Genomic DNA, 21,530 nt, shown 5'->3' with positions numbered 1-21,530 from the left:
GGAATGCAAGTAAAATTTAAGTATAAAATCTGTGCCTTAATATTTTAAAGGCACAGATTTTCTTAGTTTTTTCTAATTATTTCACCATTAATGGCTTCACTTTCCAGATTTTTTCTGCGTATTCTTTGATCGTGCGGTCTGAGGAGAAGAAGCTCATATTGACGATATTTTGTAACGCACTGTTTGTCCAAGCCTTTTGATCACGGTATTTTTCATCAACCCGTTTTTGGGCTTCCACATAGCTTTGGAAGTCGGCAAAGGATTGATAATAATCGTGATAGCACAAGCCATTAAGCAAATCTTGATAACGGTGCGGGTCATTCGGGGAGAAGAAGCCTGATGTGATTTGGTCGATCACTCGGCGAAGCTTTTCATTGCTTTGGTAAATGTCGTAAGGGCGGTATCCGTTACGACGTAACGCTTCCACTTCCTCAACGGTATGACCAAAAATGAAAATGTTATTTTCGCCCACATTTTCCAAGATTTCTACGTTTGCCCCGTCTAATGTGCCAAGGGTTAATGCGCCATTAAGAGCGAACTTCATATTACTTGTGCCTGACGCTTCCGTTCCTGCGAGAGAAATTTGCTCGGAAATATCCGCAGCAGGAATGATGATCTGAGCAAGGCTGACGCTGTAGTTTGGAATAAACACCACTTTCAGGCGACCTTGCAAGCGTTCATCGTTATTGATGATTTTCGCCACATCATTGATTAAATTAATGGTTTGTTTCGCCGCATAATAGGCTGATGCCGCTTTCCCTGCAAGAATGAAGACGCGTGGTGTCCAGTCTTTTTCTGGATTCTCTAGCATTTCGTTATAACGTGCAACGATATGCAAGACGTTGAGAATTTGGCGTTTGTATTCGTGGATACGCTTCACTTGCACATCAAATAAGGCATCAGGGTTTAATTCAATCCCCAATTCTTTTTTCACATAATCGGCTAAACGCTGTTTGTTTGCACGTTTAATTGTGGGAATGGCTTGTTGCACTTCTGCGTCATTGATATGGGCTTTGAGTTCTGTCAATAAGCTCAAATCACGGCGCCATTCCGTGCCAATATAACGATCAAATAATGCAGATAAATCTGGGTTTGCCACTGCAATCCAACGGCGTGGTGTAATACCATTGGTAACGTTAGTGAAGCGTTCTGGGTAAATATGAGCAAAATCCGCAAAGGTTGAAGTAACCATTAAATCTGAATGGATTGCCGCTACCCCATTGACTTTGTGCGATCCCACAACGGATAACCAGCCCATACGTACTTTGCGTACATCGCCTTCTTCGATTAAAGATACGCGACGAATGAAATCATCGTCTGTAGTAACATAAGTGCGGACATATTCTAAGAAATAATCATTGATTTCAAAGATAATTTGTAAATGGCGCGGTAAGATTTTCGCCATCATTTCCACTGGCCAAGTTTCTAATGCTTCCGACATTAATGTGTGGCAAGTGTAAGAGAAAATGCGGCGGCACATATCCCACGCGGTTTTCCAGTCATAGCCTTCTTTATCCACTAAAATGTACATTAATTCAGGAATAGCCAATGCGGGGTGAGTATCATTTAGGTGGATTGCCACTTTATCGGCAAGATTTTTCACGCTGCCGTGAGTGCGTTTGTGGCGTTTGATAATATCTTGTAACGATGCGGAAACTAAAAAATACTCTTGGCGTAAACGCAATTCGCGTCCTGCCCAAGTGGAATCATCAGGATATAACACGCGAGAAACGTTTTCGCTGGCGGCACGTTGTTCCACCGCACGGAAATAATCACCACGGTTAAATTCTGCCAAGTTGAAAGAATCCCCTGCGTGGGCGCTCCATAAACGTAAGGTTGCCGCACTGTCATTGGCATAGCCTGGGATCATTTGGTCATAAGCCAATGCGACAATTTCTTCCTTGCTATCCCACACGCATTTTTTGCCTTCAAAATGAATATGCCCACCGAATTGGATATTGAAACGTTTAGATGGACGAATAAATTCCCAAGGTGCGCCTTTTTCTAGCCACGCATCAGGTTTTTCTACCTGTTTGCCGTCTTCAATGGCTTGTTGGAACATTCCGTATTCATAACGAATACCATATCCCATCGCAGGAATAGCCAAGGTGGCGATAGAATCCATAAAACACGCAGCTAAGCGCCCTAAACCGCCGTTACCTAAACCGGGATCGACTTCTTTTTCGATGATTTCTTCTAAATCTACATCAAGCTCTGCTAATGCGTCTTTAGCAAGGGTGTAAACGCCTTCCGCAATCAATGCATTAGATAGCGTGCGTCCCATTAAATATTCCATTGATAAATAATAAACACGGCGTGTTTTTTCATCACGGGATTGACGGGCGGTAGAAATCCAGCCCTCTGTAACCAGATCACGCACTGCATAAAGGGTGGCGTTTAGCCAATCACGTTGGCTTGCTTCTTGTGGGGAACGTCCAATTAAGAAAATCAATTTATACACAATCGCTTTTTTCAGCGATTCTGTGGTTTGCTCAGGTTGGTTATAAGAAAATGGAAAATCGATGTTATCCATTGTCATAAGTGGCTCTCCTAATTTATTTCAAATTAAAATCGGCGTATTTTTATCCTTTTCGAATAAAAATACAACAAAAATTATCCCAAAACCGTGGATTTTTCTACCGCACTTTTCCACTATGCTGTTTAAGCACTTGGTTTTGGGAAATCATCATTGGGTTATAAAATACGTTGATATAAATCTTGATAATGTCTGGCCGCAATTTGCCAGCTGAAATCTTGCTCCATTGCAACCACACGCACGCTTTGCCATAGGCGTTGTTTTTGCCAAAGTGCAAAGGCGTTGTTAATCGCCCAACTTAACCCTTGTGCATCGGCATCATTAAACACAAATCCTGTGGCTTTGCGCGCTTTGATGTTTTCAGAATAGCTATCCACCACCGTATCTGCCAATCCGCCTGTAGCACGCACGAGCGGTAATGTGCCGTATTTCAAGCCATAAAGCTGGGTTAAGCCACAAGGCTCAAAGCGACTTGGCACGAAAATCACATCTCCCCCTGCGATAATGAGATGGGATAAGGCTTCGTCATAGCCAATTTTCACCGCGATATTTTCAGGATAATAGGCGGCAAGTTGGCGTAACCCCTCTTCTAAATGGGCTGCCCCCGAACCTAACACCACAAGCTGACCGCCTTGTTGTACCAAAGTTTCGGCACTTTGTAGCAATAAATCCACGCCTTTTTGCTCCGTGAGGCGGGTAACCATCACAAATAATAATGTCTCTGGATTTTGCGGTAAGTTGAAATAGGCCTGTAATTTTTCTTTGTTTTTACGCTTGCCTGCCATTGCTTTTAATTTGTAATGATCTTCAATGTACTGATCCACATTCGGGTTCCAAATTTGCTCATCAACCCCATTAAGAATGCCGACTAAACGCCCCTCGTGGCGTAAAGCACTTAATAAGCCTTGCAAGCCGTAACCAAATTCTGGCGTGGTAATTTCTTGGGCGTAGGTTGGGCTAACGGCAGTCACCACATCTGAATAATAAAGCCCTGATTTTAAATAGGAAATTTGTCCGTGCAACTCTAAGCCATTAATATTGAACATTTCCCAAGGTAGCCCTAACTCAAATAAATGATGATAAGAAAATACCCCTTTATAGGCGAGATTGTGAATGGTAAACACCGATTTTGCGGGGCGACCTTTCGCCGCCAAGTAGGCACTGGTTAATCCAGCGTGCCAATCGTGCGCGTGCACCACTTCCGCTTGCCACCACGCATCTAAGCCTACCGCAAGCTCTGCCCCAACCCAACCGAGCAAAGCAAAGCGTTTATAGTTATCGGCGTAATCGTTATACCATTGATCGTGATAAGGGTTGCCCTCTCTGGCATACAAGTGCGGTGCGTCAATTAAATAAACCCCTAGCCCGTTATATTCGCCATAACGTAGCACAATATGCCCAGCAAAATTATCAAATTCCGCCACCACAACGGTGTTAGGAATACCTGCGGCAATGGCAGGATAAGCAGGCAGTAAAATTCGGGTGTCCATTCCAATTTGCTGTTGCGCAAAAGGCAACGCGCCCATCACATCAGCTAATCCGCCGGTTTTGAGTAACGGATAAAGTTCTGAACAAACGTGTAAAACTCTCATTCTTTTTATTCCTTAAAACAGAGAAATACGGTGAAAATTCATAAAAATTCCACCGCACTTCTCTTTTCGTTGTATTAATCTAAATGGGCTTCAAAGGCGACTGTTTCACCATTGAGCTTCTTTAACATTGAAGCAGTAACTAACACCACCCCGCCACTACTGACGCGGAAACGTTGGCGGTCTAATTCTAAATCTACGCCAATTTGCATTCCGTCAGGAATCACCGAATGGCGATCCACAATGCAACGTTTGAGTATGCAATTTTTGCCAATAGTAACTTGTGGCAACACCACACTATGATCGACGAGCGATCCCTCTTGCACCGTAACACGATCAAACAGCACTGAATAGCTAATTGACGCATCGGTGATCACACAGCCCCCCGAAATCAAGCAGTTATCGACGGGCTTAATGTCCGATTTACTATAAAAGAATTTTGATGGATAAGTTTGCGTTGGGTTACCGCGAATCGGCCAGCGTTGATCGTAAATATCCAACTGCGGATTTTCTGACACTAAATCAATGTTAGATTGCCAGAAGCTGTCCAATGTTCCCACATCACGCCAATAGATTTCGCCATCGGTGTTGCGTCCCATACAAGAACGGCTAAATGGGTGGGCGTATAATGTGCCTTCTTCAAGGCATTTCGGTAAGATGTCTTTACCGAAATCGTGAGAGGTGTAAGGGGTGTTCACTTCACGCTCTAAAATATCGTAAAGATAATCGGCGTTAAATACATAAATTCCCATCGAAGCTAAGGATACGTTAGGTTTGCCTGCCATTGCCGGGGGATCTTTCGGTTTTTCCACAAAGGCTTTTACTTTAAGATTTTCGTCCACTGCCATTACCCCAAATTCACAGGCTTTTTCTCGGTCTACTTCAATACAGCCCACCGTACATTTGGCATTGCTAGAAACGTGATCGAGCAACATTTGGCTGTAATCTTGTTTGTAGATGTGATCTCCTGCCAAAATCAGAATGTATTTCGGGCAGTAATGATCGCGAATAATCGCCATATTTTGATACACCGCGTCCGCCGTGCCACGATACCAAGTGGAATCATCAATTTGCTGACGCGCTGGGAGCATATCAATGAACTCACCCCGCTCTTGCGGCAAGAACGACCAGCCTTTTTGCAAATGGCGTAGCAGTGAGTGTGCGGCATATTGAGTAACTACGCCAATCTTATTAAGCCCTGAATTAAGACAATTTGATAGGGCAAAATCAATAATTCGTCTGTTGCCACCAAAATATAACGCAGGTTTTGCCCGTTTATCGGTGAGTTCATAAAGCCGTGAACCACGCCCACCCGCTAAAATTAACACCAAGGTATCTTTCACAAGATCATATTTATTGGGTGATTTTGAAATACTGTTGCTCATTGCATTTTCCTCGCATTAATTTATTGATTGCTCAATAGTCATTTCCTTTTTTTCGTGCAACATACGAATGCGAGATCATTTACAGCCCATCGATTTCCTTGCATTTGTACTGACGCACCACAATATACAACTTCCCATTTCCCTTCGGGCAACAAGAATGTTTGTAATTCTGCTTTTGCATTGATTAAAAGTAACCAGTCTTTATCTAACTGGATTTGCATTGCTTTGCTGTGCGGATTATGCCAATCCGCCACGGTCATTATTTCCCCTTGCACATTTCGCCATTGCACATTTTTTTCACTCCACCATTCATCGCGTTGTAAACTCGGTATCGCTTTTCTCAAGGCAATGAACTGTTTTGTGGCTTCAAATAAGTGCGGTTGAAATTTTTGCCAATTTAGCCAAGTGATTTCATTATCTTGGCAATAGGCGTTATTGTTGCCTTGTTGGCTATGTCCAAATTCATCGCCCGCTGACAGCATTGGCGTACCGTTGGCAAGCAACAAACTGCCAAGCAAACCGCAACAAGTTAAAAAGCGTTGATATTTCACTTCATCAGGAATATTTTCCACGCCCTCTATGCCGTGGTTATAACTGTAATTTTCATTGCGACCATCACGATTTTTTTCCCCATTCGCAAGATTATGCTTTTCGTTATAACTGGTGAGATCGCACAGGGTAAAGCCATCATGTGCTGTGATAAAATTCACCGAATTATGTGGCTTGCGATCGCCACTTTGATAAATATCGCTTGATCCTGCGAAACGTTGAGCAAAACCACCCAGCTCCCCACTTTTCCATAACCAAAAACGACACAGATCATCACGAAAACGATCGTTCCATTCGGCAAAATAAGGCGGGAAATTTCCCACTTGATAGCCCCCCTCGCCGATGTCCCAAGGCTCTGCAATAAATTTACAATGTTGTAAACGTGGCTCTTGTGCAATTTCTACAAACAGCCGTGCTTGCGGGTTAAAGTCTGGGGTTTCTCTGCCTAACACTGTGGCGAGATCAAAACGGAAACCGTCAATATGGCATTCTTCCACCCAATAACGCAAACAATCAATGATCCAACGGCGTGTAATGTCATTGGCTAAATTGAGCGTGTTGCCGCAGCCTGTGGCATTGAGATATTCCCCCTGTGCGTTTTGCCAATAATACGTCCGATCATCAATTCCTCGTTGGCTAAAGGTTGGGAACGTTTTTTCTGATTCTACGCTATGGTTAAACACCACATCTAAAATCACCTCAATGCCCGCTTGGTGCAAGGTTTTCACCATTGTTTTAAATTCACTTAACGGTGTCGTTCCCGCCTGCCCTGACCAATAGTCCGATTCCACTGCAAACATTGCCAATGGGCTGTATCCCCAGTAATTGGTTAAGCCTTTTTCCTGTAAGTGCGGTTCGTTTAAATGATAATTTATGGGTAAAATTTCCACCGCACTTATGCCAAGTGCTTTTAAATAGGCGATCATTGTGGGGTGAGCCAGCCCCGCATAAGTGCCTCGAATGGCTTCGGGTAAATCTTGGCGAAGCTGGGTGAAACCTTTGATGTGTAATTCATAAATCAAGGTTTCCGCCCAAGGGATAGCAAGTGGTTTATCCCCTTGCCAATCAAAATGTTCATCAACTAACACCGCTTTCGGTGCAAGGCTGGCGTTATCTCGACTATCGCTTAACAAAAACCATTCACGCTTTTCCGCACTGCTTAAATCTGGCTTACCGATCACCGCTTTAGCATAAGGATCGAGCATTAATTTTTGTGGGTTGCACAATGTCCCCGCTTTGCCCTCAAGCCGAAAGCCGTATTCTGTGCCATAGGGTAGATCGCCTACCCACAAATGCCAAATATCCTCCGTTTGATACATTTCTAAAGGCAACTCTTGCCCATCAAAAAATAAGCATAATTTGACATTTTCCGCACAGGCAGAAAAAATCGCGAAGTTCCACCCCGCCTCGCCTTGATGACTTCCCGTCTGCGGGCGACTAAAGGTGCTTCCTAAGGGATAAGGTTTGCCGATTGCCGTGTTGATCATTACTTATCTTGCCTATTTTCTTTTATTTGTTCTTTGCCCTTTGGCAGCTTTAACCCCTTTGTCTTTTGTGCTTTGAGGCTTGTGCGTTTTTTCCGCTTTTGCGGGTTTCTTCCATTTCAAATACAAGGTTGCCAGTGGCGGAATGGTAATGGAAATGGATTGGGCTTTATCGTGGCTCGCGATGGCTTCACTCACCACCACGCCTTGATTACCTAAATTTGAGCCTTGATAAAATGCCGAATCAGAATTAAGAATTTCTTCATACTCCCCTGCTTCGTTCACGCCAAAACGATAATTATAGCGAGGCACTGGGGTGAAGTTGCTTACCACAATAAGTCGTTCGCCCCCACGGCTACAACGTTCAAATACAAAGACGGAGTTTTGATAGTCGTCCACTACCAGCCAATCAAAGCCTGCAGGATCATAATCCAACTCGTATAAAGCGGGGTGCGTTTGATAAGTGCGGTTCAAATCTTGCACAAATTTTTGCACGCCTTTATGCCAGCCTCCGCCGATATTTTCATCGAGCAAAAACCAATCAAGGCTTTCTTGATAGTTCCATTCTCGCCCCTGAGCAAATTCATTACCCATAAAGAGCAATTTTTTCCCTGGATAGCCCCACATATAGCCATAATACGCCCGTAGGTTGGCAAATTTTTGCCACGCATCACCAGGCATTTTTCCGATAAGTGAGCCTTTGCCGTGTACCACTTCATCGTGCGAAAGAGGAAGCACGAAATTTTCGCTGTATTGATACATCATTCCAAAGGTCATTTGGCTGTGGTGATGTTGGCGATAAATCGGATCTCTTTTCATATAGGCAAGGGTGTCGTTCATCCACCCCATATTCCATTTGAAGTGGAAACCTAGCCCGCCATCTTGCGGTGGGTGCGTAACGCCCGCAAAAGAAGTGGATTCTTCCGCAATGGTGATCGCCCCCGCATTTTCTGTTCCCAATACATAATTGGTGTGTTTTAAAAATTCGATCGCCTCTAAATTTTCCCGACCGCCATATTGATTTGGAATCCACTCGCCGTCTGCGCGGCTGTAATCACGGTAAATCATTGATGCCACCGCGTCCACACGCAAGCCGTCTAAACCAAAGCGTTCTAGCCAATATAACGCATTGCCAGATAAGAAGTTTTTAACTTCATAACGACCGTAGTTATAAATCAACGTGTTCCAATCTTGATGATAGCCCTCTTTCGGATCGGCATACTCATATAACGCCGTGCCGTCAAAGGCTGCCAAACCGTGGGTATCACTTGGGAAATGCCCTGGAACCCAATCTAAAATCACATTAATTCCCGCCTCGTGAGCTTTCTCGATTAAACGTTTAAAGCCCTCCGCTGTGCCGAAACGGCTAGTTGGGGAATAAAGCCCGATAGGTTGATAACCCCAAGAGCCGTCAAAAGGAAATTCTGACAACGGCAAAAATTCAATATGGGTGAAACCCATTTCTTTCACATAAGGGATCAGCTCATCAGCGATTTCATCGTAATCTAACCAAAAATTGTTCGCGAGATTTCGCCGCCAAGAGCCTAAATGCACTTCATAAATGGAAATCGGTTGATCAAACTGGTTGGCTTTGCGACGTTTTTCCGTCATTTCCACCACATTCGGCAATGGGCTAATTTGCGAAGCCGTATCAGGACGAAGCTGTGAGCTAAAGGCATAAGGGTCGGCTTTCAAACGGAGCTGATCGTTACAATCCAATAATTCAAATTTATACAACTGCCCCAGTGCCACTTTAGGGATAAACAGCTCCCAAATGCCACTTGAGGAATGAAAACGCATTGGGTGGCGGCGACCGTCCCAATAGTTGAAATCCCCCACCACCGAAACCCGCTTCGCATTCGGTGCCCATAAGCGAAAATTCACGCCTGATACGCCTTCGCATTGCATAAAGTGTGCGCCTAAAATTTCATAAGGGCGTAAATGCGAACCTTCCGCCAACAGCCAATTATCCAGCTCTTGAATCATTGGGTGAAAACGGTACGGATCTTCTAAAATCTGTGGCTCATTACCCCAATAGACTTCTAATTGATAAGCAAAAAAACTGTGTGTGTTTGGAATGATACCCGCAAAAAAGCCACGTTCATCAAGGCAATCTAAGGGATAAACCTTGCTTGGATTTTCTTTATCCAGCACCTTAACCTGATTGGCATCAGGCAATAATACGCGAACTTCAATGCCCTTTTCTGTTTCGTGCATACCCAGCACAGAAAAGGGATCGGAATGCGTGCCGTTGAAAAAGGCATTAATGGCTTGTTGTGGAAGCAATGTATTCATATAAACCTCTTATCGCTGACGTGCTTGGTTAATTTCAGTTAAAAGTGCGGTGATATTTTCATCAGAAAAAATGTCCTCAATGGTTCGGGCTAATTTCATACGCCAATTTGGATATTCCATTGATGTGCCAGGAAGATTGAAGGAAATTTCCTGTTCAATTAAATTTTCCAGTTGAACGCCAATGAGCTTGGTTTGGCTTTCTGCTAAATAAAGGTGGATCACCCGCATTAAGTTTTGGTGCATTGCCATTGTGAGGGCATCGCCCCAGTAATTGTCGGGTAAATATTGATCGCGGTGCAAGCTGTTTAATAGGGCTTGTTTATCTAATAACCGCTGATCGTATTTTTGTTTTAGCCCCTCGCCTGCCAATATGCTGAGCTGAGCAAAATGGGCTAAATCACGGCAATGCCAAAAACTCGCGAGTGAGGGAACATCGTGCGTGCCGATAGTGGCAAAAGCATTTTGTGGAAAGGTCTTTTTATCAGGATAATGCAAACCCTGTTTTTCAAAATACAGCACAAAATAAGAAAAAATCTGAAATTCGTTCAATTTCCACCGCACTTCATCAGGCACAGTGCCTAAATCCTCACCCACGATAAGACATTGATTTTGCTGGCTTTCAATGGCTAAAATTGCCATTAATTCAGCGAAAGGGTAATGCACATAAAGCCCATCGGCTGCGGTTTTTTCTGGCGGAATGAGCCATAAACGGAACAGCCCCATAATATGATCGATACGCAACACGCCAAAATGTTGCATATTGGCACGCAATAATTCAATAAACGGTTGGAAACCTCGAGCTTTCAACTCAGTCGGGTTATAAGGCGGAATATTCCAATTTTGCCCCACTGGCCCTAAAGGATCGGGCGGTGCGCCGACAGAAGCCTGAATGCAATATAAATCAGGATCTGCCCACACATCGGCGCTGCCTCTTGAACTGCTCACCGCTAAATCGCCATAAATGCCTAGCGACATTCCTTTATGACGACATAATTTTTGCACGCCATTAAGCTGTTCGTGGGTGAGCCATTGTAGCCAGCAATAAAACATTACATTTTCTTTATGCTGACGAACTAATTTATCTCGTTGCTTATCATTAAGTTGTTGATATTTTTGCCAACCGAGCCAACCAATATGCTGTTCGTCTTCCTTGTGTTGATGTGTGGCTTGCTGATCTAAAACTTCAAATAAACCTTGGTATAACAAGCCCTTACCCTGCTGTTGGACAAAATCCTTAAAAGCTTTCTGCCGGGCTTGCATTTTCGCCGCACGGCTACGCTGAAAATAGGCATATAATTTTTCAAGTGCAGTCAATTTTAAGGACAGAATTTCTGCATAATTTACTTGCTCATTTTGGCGTAAAGCCGAAATTTTCTCTTGAACCTCCGCTTGCTTCAGCCAATTTTGCACGGATTTACACAATTTATATTCAGGCAGCTCGTCAATGGCTAAGTACAGCCAATTTAGGTAACGCCTTGAATTGGCACTGTAAGGACTTGCCCATTCAGGCACGGCAGAATACATTGCGTGCAATGGATTAATGCCGATAAATTCCGCCCCATAACGCCCGCCTTGCTCCACTAAATAGGCAAGATCAGCGAAATCCCCAATCCCCCAATTTCGAGCCGACCGCAAACTATAAAGTTGCACATTCAAGCCCCACACTTTTTGCTGTTGCAAAATTTCAGCTTGATACGCCGTTTTTGAGTAAACCAGTAAGCGAATGTGATAAGTTTTTTCGGCAGTGGCGAGCTGTAAAAGATAATAACCAAAAGGAAGAGAAGGAAGCGAAAGATAAGGTTCAGAAAGCGAAATTGAGACTAAAGGTTGATGTTGTTCATTCAATAATACGGCGTGTTTTATGGCTTGGGGCGGACTTGGCAAATTTAAACGTTCAACAGGATAGCTTATCGGCTCATTTTCCTGCGCTAAAAAAACGTCATCAAATCGCACCGCACTTTTACTCTGATGGTTATTCTGATTATCTCGATGATGTGCATTTTGATAAGGCGTTTGGCTGAGTAGCTCAGTAAAATACGCCAAACTATCAGGGTTAGCATAAATCAACCGCCCCTCAATATCATAATGGGAAAACTGAATGCCTAACTCCTCTGCCCTTGATTGAATTTGTGTCGTCATATCCATTTGCGTTCCCAACAACCATAAAAACTGGAGAATTAACTTTATTCTACAAATGCGTTGGTTAAAAGCAAACGGTTTCCTTTAAATTCGTGATCTTTGTCAAATAAAGATTTTTTCTTTTAAAGACAAAAGATTGCTAATTGACAGAGATATTTCCAATTTCTAAAATAATGAAACTTTTTGTGAGTAATTAAAGGGTAAAAATGAACTGGTATTTGTATGTACTAAAAAACTATGCGCAATTTAATGGGCGCGCAAGACGTAAAGAATTTTGGTGGTTTGTGGCGGTTGATTTTTTATTGTATGTAATTTTAGGTATGCTCGATTTTGTTTTGCTTAATAACGATTTCGGATTTAGTGGTATTTATGGACTTGCAACCTTAATCCCTTCTTTGGCAGTGAGAGTAAGACGATTGCATGATATCGATCGCTCTGGCTGGTGGTTATTAATTGGCATCATTCCTGTAATCGGTTTTATTGTGCTAGTCGTATTTGCTTGTTTAGACGGAACACAAGGTAAAAACCGCTTTGGCGAAGATCCTAAAAATCCAGTGAATGAGCAACTCACTCACGCTAAATTCATTATATAGAAAAAGTGCGGTAAAAATTACCGCACTTTTTTATTTATCTTTACTCATCATCAATCACAAACTCAAACCAATCAATCACGTCTTTTTCGTGAATGCCGTTTTCAATGGGAATATGTGCGAGCTTCACGCTATTGGGATCGCCAGAAATTAACGGATGCCAATCAAACAGCGGTTTATTTTCGTATAGCAAGCGGTAAGCACAAGTATTAGGAAGCCAATGGAAATCAGGCAAATTCTTTTTGGTAAGTTTGGTACAATCGGCTTCAAGCTGAAAACGTTGCGAATAATTACCGCACTTTCCTGTTTCTAAATCTAATAAATTGCAGGCAATACGAGTAAAATATAACTTTTTCCGCCGCCCTCGCCCTTCAATAAATTTACGATAACAGCATTTACCGCAACCATCGCACAGGGCTTCCCATTCTGCTTCATTCATTTCTAACAGCGATTTATGCTGCCAAAAGTTTTTTTCTAATTGCATTGTTATTATTCAATAAAAAAGTGCGGTAAAAATTTTCTCAATTTTTCACCGCACTTATTGTTTAGAAAAGAATTAGAACCCTTCTTTCAAACTTACGGTTAAGTTGAAAATCAGGTGTTCAGGGTGGCTGTCTTTGCTATCAGCACAGAAATAGCCTTCACGTTCAAACTGATATGCTTGTTCTTCTTTGGCGTTAGCAAGGCTTTTTTCTGCGAAGCCGTGTTTTACGATCAATGAATTTGGATTTAACACTTCGTAAAGCTCTTCTGCCGCACTTGGGTTTGGCACGGTGAATAATTTGTCGTACAAACGAAATTCCGCAGGCACGTTATCCGTTGCCGATACCCAATGAATCACGCCTTTCACTTTGCGTCCGTCCGCTGGATTTTTACCTAAGGTTTCAGGATCATAAGTACAATAAACGGTGGTGATGTTGCCCTCAGCATCTTTTTCCACACGCTCCGCTTTGATCACATAAGCGTTACGCAACCGCACTTCTTTGCCGAGTACAAGGCGTTTGTACTGTTTGTTCGCTTCTTCACGGAAATCCGCTTGGTCGATATAAATTTCTTTCGTGAATGGCAGTTGGCGATGCCCTAGCTCTTCACGATTTGGGTGATTTGGTGCGGTGAGCATTTCTTGCCCGTCAAAGTTTTCAATCACGATTTTTAATGGATTAATCACTGCCATTGCACGCGGTGCATTTTGGTTAAGATCATCACGGATACAAGATTCTAACGCACTGAACTCCACCACGTTATCTTGCTTGGTTACCCCAATGCGACGGCAAAATTCACGAATTGACGCGGGTGTGTAGCCACGACGGCGTAAGCCAGAAATGGTTGGCATACGCGGGTCATTCCAACCATCAACCACTTCATCTTCCACTAATTTCAACAATTTACGTTTAGACGTGAGCGTATATTCCAAGTTCAAACGTGAAAATTCATACTGATGTGGCAATGGGCGTTTAATGGAAATATGCTCAAGCACCCAATCGTATAAACGGCGGTTATCTTGGAATTCCAAGGTACATAATGAATGCGTAATGCCCTCAATGGCATCGGAAATACAATGGGTGAAATCGTACATTGGATAAATGCACCATTTATTGCCTGTGTTGTGATGTTCGGCAAATTTAATGCGGTATAACACAGGATCACGCATTACCATAAATGGCGATGCCATATCAATTTTGGCACGCAAGCTTGCTTTTCCTTCGGCAAATTCACCATTTTTCATTTTTTCAAATAAAGCGAGATTTTCTTCCACGCTACGATCACGATATGGGCTATTTTTTCCTGGCTCGGTCAATGTGCCACGATATTCACGCATTTGCTCTGGGGAAAGCTCGTCCACATAAGCCAAGCCTTTTTCAATTAATTCAATGGCATAGCCATAAAGTGCGTCAAAATAATCAGAAGCATAGCGTGCTTTGCCCTCCCAGTGGAAACCTAACCACTCTACATCTTGTTTGATGGAATCCACATATTCCACATCTTCTTTAACGGGATTGGTGTCATCAAAACGTAAATTGCACAGCCCTTTATAATCTTCCGCAATGCCGAAATTTAAGCAAATGGATTTGGCGTGTCCGATGTGTAAATAGCCGTTTGGCTCAGGCGGAAAGCGGGTGTAAACGTGATTTACCTTACCCGCTTCAAGATCTTCGTCAATAATATGACGAATAAAATTGGTTGGTTGATGTTCGGTTTCTGTCGTATGGCTCATTTTGACCTCAAATTCTTCTCTATTTTTGTAAAAAAATTGTCGCCTATTCTACCTTGTTTAAACAGAGAATACAAAAGTGCGGTTGCTTTTCGGTGGATAAATGATACAATCCCCGCACCAAAATGAACGAACGTTCATTCACTATAAAAGTTTTTTCCTTAAGGAATTTTTAAGCTGATATCAACTATAATCCTCAGGCTAAGCAATTATTGTATTTCGGAGTTTTTATGCGTAAAAAATTAATTTTTACCGTGCTGATTAGCGGGCTTGTTGCCTTTGGTGGTTATCGTTATTTTGCTCATCGCGACCAAGCTGACATCACTTATTTAACCGAAACCGTTCATCGCGGTAATATCAAGCAATCGGTGATCACCGCAGGCACAGTGCGGGCGTATAATCGGGTTCAGGTGGGGGCGCAAGCCTCGGGAAAAATTGAAAAAATCCACGTTGTGCTCGGGCAAAAAATTAAACAAGGCGATCTCATCGCCGAAATTGATTCAAAAAATCAGGTGAATACGCTCAATTCAGCCCAAGCGGAACTGAAATCCTATCAAGCCCAGTTAGAAGCCAAACAGGTGGCTTACAATGTAGCAAAATCTTCTTATGATCGTTTATCAAAATTGTACACCAATAAATCCACCTCGTTAGATGAATTAAACGCGGCAAAAAATAATTTATCCGCAGCTAAAGCCGCGATTTCAGAAATTGAGGCTTATATTCAACGGGCTAAAATTCAAGTAGATACGGCAAAAACTAATTTGGAATATACCAAAATTCTTTAGCCCCTTGATGGCACAGTGATTTCAATCCCCGTTTCGGAGGGGCAAACGGTCAATGCTAATCAAACCACTCCAACCATTGTTCAAGTGGCGGATTTAACTAAGATTTTAATCAAGCCTGAAATTTCAGAGGGCGACATCACCAAAGTGAAAGCGGGAATGAAAGTGGAATTTACCACCCTTTCTGATCCTGATAAGGTGTATCATTCCACCATTTATTCTGTTGATCCTGCGGTAACCACGCTGACGGATAATGAATATTCCGAAAGCGTTTCTGACACCAGTGCAGTGTATTATTATGCCAATGTGTTAGTTGATAACCCTGATAATCATTTGCGAATTGGTATGACTACGCAAAATACCATTATCATTGCGGACGAAGAAAACACCTTGCTTGTTCCTACCATTACGTTACACAAAGAGGGAAAAGAAACCTTTGTTAATCTCTTGACAGAAAACAATAAAGTTGAAAAACGTGCCGTTGTTACGGGGTTAAATGATGAAATGAACACGCAAATTCTTAGTGGCTTAAACGAAGGGGAAAAAGTGATTTCCTCGCAAGTAAGCAGCGACGAAAAAGTCGGAAACAACTTCCGCGGCCCTCGGATTTTATAAAGTGCGGTGGTTTTTTTATGAATATTATTGAATTAACGCACATCAATAAGTTTTTCGGCGAGGGCGAAAACCGCACACAGGTGCTGAAAAATATTAATCTCAACATTCAAAAAGGGGATTTTATCGCCATTATTGGGCAGTCAGGCTCGGGCAAATCTACCCTAATGAATATTATTGGTTGTTTAGATACGGCAACCTCGGGTTCTTATCAAATCGCAGGGCAAGAAGTCAGTCAGCTTGATCGTGATGCCCTTTCTGATTTACGCCAGAAAAAATTTGGCTTTATTTTTCAACGCTATAACCTACTTTCTACCCTCAGTGCGGTGGAAAATGTCGCCTTGCCTGCCATTTATGCGGGCATTGATCAGCCTACCCGCCTTGCCAGAGCAAAAAGCCTGTTGGAAAAATTGGGGCTGAGCGATCGCTTAGAAAATAAACCAAACCAACTTTCAGGCGGGCAACAACAACGCGTGAGTATTGCCCGCGCTTTGATGAATGGCGGGGAAATCATTCTTGCCGATGAACCCACAGGGGCGTTGGATAGCAAAAGTGGCGAGACGGTAATGGAAATTCTCACCCAGCTACATAGCGAGGGGCACACCATTATTCTCGTTACCCACGACAAAAATGTGGCAAATTTCGCCAATCGCATCATTGAAATTAAAGACGGAGAAATTATTGAAGATCGCCGTAAAGCCGAGCAAATTAGCGAAAAGCAAGCCGTTAGCGTGCAATCTCGTAAAAATCCCTTGCAGTTTTATCGCGATCAATTTGTCGAATCTTTCAAAATGTCCATTAATGCCATTGTGGCACATAAATTGCGTTCTTTGCTAACAATGTTAGGGATTATTATTGGTATTACTTCTGTGGTTTGCGTAGTGGCATTGGGAAATGGTTCGCAACAAAAAATTCTCAGTAATATCAATGCCATTGGCACAAATACGATGGACATTTACAATGGCACGGGCTTTGGTGATCGGCGAGCGGCGAAAAATCAAAATCTCACCGTGAGCGATGCCAATATTTTAGCCAAGCAAAGCTATATTGATAGCGTTACGCCCAATAGTTCCGTCAGTGGCACTCTAACCTATGGTAGTCAAAGTTTTTCCGCACAAGTGCGGGGCGTTGGCGAACAGTTTTTTAACGTGAAAGGGCTGGCTCTCGCACAAGGGCGTTTTTTTACTGCCGATGAAGTGAAAACCAGCGAACAAGTGGCAGTGATTGATGAAAATACCTTGAAAGATGTGTTCAATCATCAAAACCCGCTCGGCAAAATTTTAATGATGAACAAAAAACCGCTGCGTGTCATTGGCGTTGCGAAGAGTAATAATTTTGGAATGAACAGCTCCAGCTTGAATATTTACATTCCCTACACCACCGCGATGAATAAAATTTCAGGCAACCAGAAAATTAGTTCCATTACGGTAAAAATTCGCGATGAAATTAATTCCAAAGTGGCGGAAAAAGATTTAACCAATTTGCTTACCGTACGCCACGGCAAAAAAGATTTTTTTGTGATGAATACGGATACGATCAAGCAAACTATTGAAAGCACTACTAATACAATGAAATTGCTGATTTCCTCTATCGCGTTGATTTCTCTTATAGTGGGCGGCATTGGCGTAATGAATATTATGTTAGTTTCAGTTACAGAACGCACTAAAGAAATTGGCGTGCGAATGGCGATCGGGGCAAGACAATTCAATATTTTGCAACAATTTTTAATTGAGGCGGTGCTGATTTGCTTAATCGGCGGCAGTACGGGCGTCCTGTTATCACTCTTAATCGGAATGGTGTTTAATCTTTTTGTGCAAGACTTCACAATGATTTTTTCCACCTTTTCCATTGTCGCCGCCCTGCTCTGCTCAAGCTTAATTGGCGTAATTTTTGGTTATATGCCAGCCAAAAATGCTTCGCAATTAAATCCAATTATTGCTTTAGCTCAGGAATAGTTTTTTGATAAAATTTCAACAATCACGCAATACAAAAACTCGGAAAAAACACCGCACTTTGTTTGCATACTATTTTTATTTAATAAGGAAAAAATGATGTTAAAACAATCTAAACTTTCACTTGCTATTGGCTTGTCTGTGTTATTGGCAGGCTGTGCAAATCTTGATGATTCCTATAAAACCTCACAGCAAGATTTTCAACAATATGAAGAATTAACCAAGCAATACAATATTCAAGAAAATTGGTGGACATTATATCACGATCCACAACTTAACCAGCTAGTTCAACAAGCCCTTGAAAACAATAAAGATTTAGCCAAAGCAGCCATAGCCGTAAATACCGCACTTTATAATGCGAATTTAATCGGAGCGAATTTAGTGCCAAGTTTCAGTGGCTCGCTTTCTTCCTCAGCCAGTAAAAATATTAACACGGGTGGAAACTCCACCATCAGCCACGGTGGCTCATTAAATGTCAGCTATACTCTGGATTTGTGGCGTCGTTTGGCTGATGCCTCTTCTGCCGCTGAATGGCGACACGCAGCAAGCGAGCAAGATTTAGAAGCGGCTCGCATTTCATTGATTAACTCTGTGATCTTAACCTACTATCAACTTGGTTACTTAAATGATGCGATTAGCACCGTGAATAAAACCATCAATTACTATTCCGAAATTAACCGCATTATGCAAAATAAATTCCGTCAAGGGGTGGCGGATCGTGCCAGTTCTGACCAAGCTCAGCAAGCCGTTTTAACCGCTCACAATACCTTGATCAACTATCAAACGCAAAAGAAAACCGCAGAAGCCACATTGCGTAACCTATTGAATTTAAAACCAAATGATAGCTTACCCGCAACCTATCCGCATATTTTGAATGTGAAAAATGTGGGCATAAACCTTAATGTTCCCCTTTCTGCCATTGCAAATCGCCCAGATGTAAAAGGCTATCAATATCGCTTAAACAGTGCTTTCAAAGATGCTAAAGCAATGCAAAAAAGCTGGTTTCCAAGCATCACTTTGGGCGGAAGTTTAGGCTCTAGTGGAAACAAAATTGATAACGCCTTTAATACGCCAATCGCTGGTGGAACAGTCGGCATCAGCCTGCCATTCCTTAATTGGAATGCAGTGAAATGGAACGTCAAAATTTCTGAATCTGCTTACGATTTAGCTTTAGTAAACTTTGAACAAAGCATTACTAAAGCTCTTAATGACATAGATACTAACTATTTCATTTATAACCAAGCCAATCAAAGTTTTGAAAACTTAAAACAAACTTATGACTATAATAAACGCATCACGCAATACTACAAAAACCGCTACGATGCAGGAATCTCTGAACTAAGAGAATGGCTAAATGCTGCCAGTACAGAACGCAACTCTGAGCTTTCCATTTTGAATGCCAAATATAACCTCATTCAAAGCGAAAATGCCGTGTATAGTGCGATGGGTGGGTATTACTCTGTTGAACAGTGATAAGATAAATAATTCTTAAAAATAAAGTGCGGCAAAAAATTTATTTGAATTTTCTGCCACACTTTATTTATATAGCAAACGTTATTAGAAGCGATATGAAAGTGTTGCTGATACTGTATCTAAGCGGGCGTTCGTTCTATTTCCTTCAATAAATTCAGCTCCAACTCTAATGCTAACTTTATCAAAGATAAATGTCTGACCTACTGATAATCGAACAGTAAACTTATCATTTTTAGAACCTGTTATTGTTGTTCCATCTTGTAGCTTTAAATCAAACCTATTCGCAGTCAACGCTTGCTCTACTCTTAATGCTATATCAGAACGTGTAGTGAAACTAGAAATATAAGTTTGATAAGAAGCTTGCATTCCAAGATGAGCAAAAGAATTGAAATATGCTGATGAGTCCACTTGTAGTGAATAAGGGGTGGCATTTTGAGAATCAGTCTGCTCATTGAAACTATCTTGATGATAATAGACATTTGTTAAACCACCATTCAACAAAATAGAGCTATTTTCAGTTTGATACAAAGATCGTCCATAAACAATATCTAACGCATATTGTTGAGTATTAAAGGAGGCATGCTGTTCTGAATTACCAAAAGGCGATCGACTAGTATTGACTTTACTAAATACTGCATAAGCTCCTAAATTTAGATAACTTTTATCAAATGCCCAACCGAATGTAGCCAGTAAGCCATTCGTTCTCATCTTCACTTTTGAGGCTAGTGTATAGTTATTTAAAGTCGTTGAATTTCCTTTCATGCTTATCATGGCTAACCCCAAGTTATAACCATTAATTTGAGCATAACCACCTAAGGTAATATCATTTCGATGAATCTTGCTGTGAAAATTCTTATTTTTTAATGTGTAATGATGATAAGCATAATCAACATACGTATTTACATTAGGTGTTGTTACATTCATCTCGCTAGGTTGACGGCGAAGATCACTCTTATCTATGCCTATAGGTTCTACAAAATAATGTCTATATGAAACAAAATACTGAGCATTATTTCTCACCATCGCTGACTGATCTTGTACTACTGCTGTATTATTAAAAAATGACGTTGCCATAGCTCGTGTAGTTTGACTTAAATCAGATAGAGTCCCACTAAATGCAGATGTTGCAGATGCTAAATTTTGTTCTGCTTTTATTTCCATAACTGGCTTAGCTTTTTCTGTCGTATCCCTTGCTTCAGTCATTTTAAGTGTTGGTGTAGCTGGAATAACAGTGGCAGACCCCATTTTAGGTAACTCAGTATGAGATGATGCATCTTCTACCCTCTCTTTTGTTTCAATTTTCTCGCTTGGTGTAGGTATGATTTCTCCTGATTTACCTTCTGCTTCAGGTTGAGAATTATTTGATATAATAGACGATGATTCTTTAGGGTGAACAGTCGCCTCTGAATTATTTGATGTCGGCTGAGAATCTGCTGTACTTCCCTTTTGAGCTGAAAACTTGACTTTTTCTTCTTTTGTCAGATGAACTTCTGATTTAAAAGTTCCATTTTCAGCTTGATATATATGTTTTTTCCCTTCTTCAGTTAAAGAGCCATCATGTTCAAACCACTCAAACTGAATACCATACGTTGTTTCAAAATCTTTACGATCCTGAGATTCAGCACCCTGCTGCAATTTGTCTACGATCATCAATTTATTGAATGATTTATCACCATTATCATATAAAAAAGCCGAAGTTCCTCCATTTACACTTCCATTAAGTGAACTAGAATGACTTCCTGTACTATTTACAGCATACAAAGGGTTTGCTGCTGCCGAAAAGCTATTTATAGAAGTTACTGTAAAAGCAATTCCCAAACTTATCGATACCAGATTTAAATTAAATGTTTTCATAGTAAACCCCACTAAACCTAAATAATTAATTATAATTAGTGCAATACTAAATTAAAATTGGCGGACATTCTAATTAAG

General features: G+C 41.7%; 12 protein-coding genes and 1 pseudogene. 4 read left to right on the top strand and 9 right to left on the bottom strand.

What is annotated here, in order from left to right; all coding sequences use genetic code 11:
- Nucleotides 1-76: 76 nt before the first annotated feature.
- The 6 genes from HBL79_RS05270 to malQ form a co-directional block, all read right to left on the bottom strand.
- Nucleotides 77-2,539, bottom strand: coding sequence for a glycogen/starch/alpha-glucan phosphorylase (locus HBL79_RS05270; protein WP_035684675.1), 2,463 nt, complete (start codon nt 2,537-2,539; stop codon nt 77-79).
- Between the two features lie 155 nt (nt 2,540-2,694).
- On the bottom strand, nt 2,695-4,128 hold the full coding sequence (gene glgA / locus HBL79_RS05265; protein ID WP_035684678.1) for a glycogen synthase GlgA: 1,434 nt from the start codon (nt 4,126-4,128) through the stop codon (nt 2,695-2,697).
- 74 nt (nt 4,129-4,202) lie between these two features.
- The gene (gene glgC / locus HBL79_RS05260) at nt 4,203-5,510 is read right to left on the bottom strand and encodes a glucose-1-phosphate adenylyltransferase (protein ID WP_035684681.1); all 1,308 of its coding nucleotides are present in this window, start codon (nt 5,508-5,510) and stop codon (nt 4,203-4,205) included.
- Nucleotides 5,511-5,548: 38 nt separating this feature from the next.
- Nucleotides 5,549-7,546 (bottom strand): glycogen debranching protein GlgX, encoded by a 1,998-nt coding sequence (gene glgX / locus HBL79_RS05255; RefSeq protein WP_035684684.1) that lies wholly within the window; start codon nt 7,544-7,546, stop codon nt 5,549-5,551.
- A 12-nt stretch (nt 7,547-7,558) separates the two neighbouring features.
- Entirely contained in the window at nt 7,559-9,838 is a 2,280-nt protein-coding gene (glgB, locus tag HBL79_RS05250; RefSeq protein WP_035684686.1) for a 1,4-alpha-glucan branching protein GlgB, read from the bottom strand.
- Nucleotides 9,839-9,847: 9 nt separating this feature from the next.
- Nucleotides 9,848-11,983, bottom strand: coding sequence for a 4-alpha-glucanotransferase (gene malQ / locus HBL79_RS05245; RefSeq protein WP_035684688.1), 2,136 nt, complete (start codon nt 11,981-11,983; stop codon nt 9,848-9,850).
- Nucleotides 11,984-12,183: 200 nt separating this feature from the next.
- Here malQ and HBL79_RS05240 point away from each other — a divergent pair, with 200 nt between their 5' ends.
- Complete coding sequence (locus HBL79_RS05240; RefSeq protein WP_035684697.1) at nt 12,184-12,570, top strand: DUF805 domain-containing protein; 387 nt, start codon at nt 12,184-12,186, stop codon at nt 12,568-12,570.
- A 40-nt stretch (nt 12,571-12,610) separates the two neighbouring features.
- On the opposite strand, the gene HBL79_RS05235 is transcribed toward HBL79_RS05240, so the two are convergent.
- Both HBL79_RS05235 and glnS read right to left on the bottom strand, forming a co-directional pair.
- Nucleotides 12,611-13,051 carry a YcgN family cysteine cluster protein gene (locus tag HBL79_RS05235; protein WP_035684698.1) on the bottom strand — a complete coding sequence of 147 codons (441 nt, stop codon included), beginning with the start codon at nt 13,049-13,051 and terminating at the stop codon, nt 12,611-12,613.
- A 72-nt stretch (nt 13,052-13,123) separates the two neighbouring features.
- A complete protein-coding gene (gene glnS / locus HBL79_RS05230; RefSeq protein WP_035684700.1) occupies nt 13,124-14,782 on the bottom strand; it encodes a glutamine--tRNA ligase in 1,659 nt (552 codons plus the stop codon).
- Between the two features lie 227 nt (nt 14,783-15,009).
- Between glnS and HBL79_RS05225 the strand changes: the two are divergent.
- The 3 genes and pseudogenes from HBL79_RS05225 to tdeA all read left to right on the top strand — a co-directional run bounded on the left by HBL79_RS05225 (nt 15,010) and on the right by tdeA (nt 19,598).
- A pseudogene (locus HBL79_RS05225) lies at nt 15,010-16,176 on the top strand (efflux RND transporter periplasmic adaptor subunit).
- 17 nt (nt 16,177-16,193) lie between these two features.
- Nucleotides 16,194-18,128 carry a MacB family efflux pump subunit gene (locus HBL79_RS05220; protein ID WP_035684704.1) on the top strand — a complete coding sequence of 645 codons (1,935 nt, stop codon included), beginning with the start codon at nt 16,194-16,196 and terminating at the stop codon, nt 18,126-18,128.
- A 96-nt stretch (nt 18,129-18,224) separates the two neighbouring features.
- Nucleotides 18,225-19,598, top strand: a complete 1,374-nt coding sequence (gene tdeA, locus HBL79_RS05215; RefSeq protein WP_035684706.1) for a toxin/drug exporter TdeA — start codon at nt 18,225-18,227, stop codon at nt 19,596-19,598.
- Between the two features lie 84 nt (nt 19,599-19,682).
- On the opposite strand, the gene HBL79_RS05210 is transcribed toward tdeA, so the two are convergent.
- Entirely contained in the window at nt 19,683-21,452 is a 1,770-nt protein-coding gene (locus HBL79_RS05210) for an autotransporter outer membrane beta-barrel domain-containing protein (RefSeq protein WP_046097395.1), read from the bottom strand.
- Nucleotides 21,453-21,530: the final 78 nt, after the last annotated feature.

The organism is Avibacterium paragallinarum (genome assembly GCF_011765605.1).
In the GTDB taxonomy this organism is placed as follows: Bacteria; Pseudomonadota; Gammaproteobacteria; order Enterobacterales; family Pasteurellaceae; genus Avibacterium; species Avibacterium paragallinarum.
This window is presented reverse-complemented; position numbering and strand designations above follow the sequence as displayed.

Coding starts and splice junctions, on each gene's coding strand:
- HBL79_RS05270 (WP_035684675.1), bottom strand. CDS start 2,539: ATGACAATGGATAACATCGATTTTCCATTTTCTTATAACCAACCTGAG.
- glgA (WP_035684678.1), bottom strand. CDS start 4,128: ATGAGAGTTTTACACGTTTGTTCAGAACTTTATCCGTTACTCAAAACC.
- glgC (WP_035684681.1), bottom strand. CDS start 5,510: ATGAGCAACAGTATTTCAAAATCACCCAATAAATATGATCTTGTGAAA.
- glgX (WP_035684684.1), bottom strand. CDS start 7,546: ATGATCAACACGGCAATCGGCAAACCTTATCCCTTAGGAAGCACCTTT.
- glgB (WP_035684686.1), bottom strand. CDS start 9,838: ATGAATACATTGCTTCCACAACAAGCCATTAATGCCTTTTTCAACGGC.
- malQ (WP_035684688.1), bottom strand. CDS start 11,983: ATGGATATGACGACACAAATTCAATCAAGGGCAGAGGAGTTAGGCATT.
- HBL79_RS05240 (WP_035684697.1), top strand. CDS start 12,184: ATGAACTGGTATTTGTATGTACTAAAAAACTATGCGCAATTTAATGGG.
- HBL79_RS05235 (WP_035684698.1), bottom strand. CDS start 13,051: ATGCAATTAGAAAAAAACTTTTGGCAGCATAAATCGCTGTTAGAAATG.
- glnS (WP_035684700.1), bottom strand. CDS start 14,782: ATGAGCCATACGACAGAAACCGAACATCAACCAACCAATTTTATTCGT.
- HBL79_RS05220 (WP_035684704.1), top strand. CDS start 16,194: ATGAATATTATTGAATTAACGCACATCAATAAGTTTTTCGGCGAGGGC.
- tdeA (WP_035684706.1), top strand. CDS start 18,225: ATGTTAAAACAATCTAAACTTTCACTTGCTATTGGCTTGTCTGTGTTA.
- HBL79_RS05210 (WP_046097395.1), bottom strand. CDS start 21,452: ATGAAAACATTTAATTTAAATCTGGTATCGATAAGTTTGGGAATTGCT.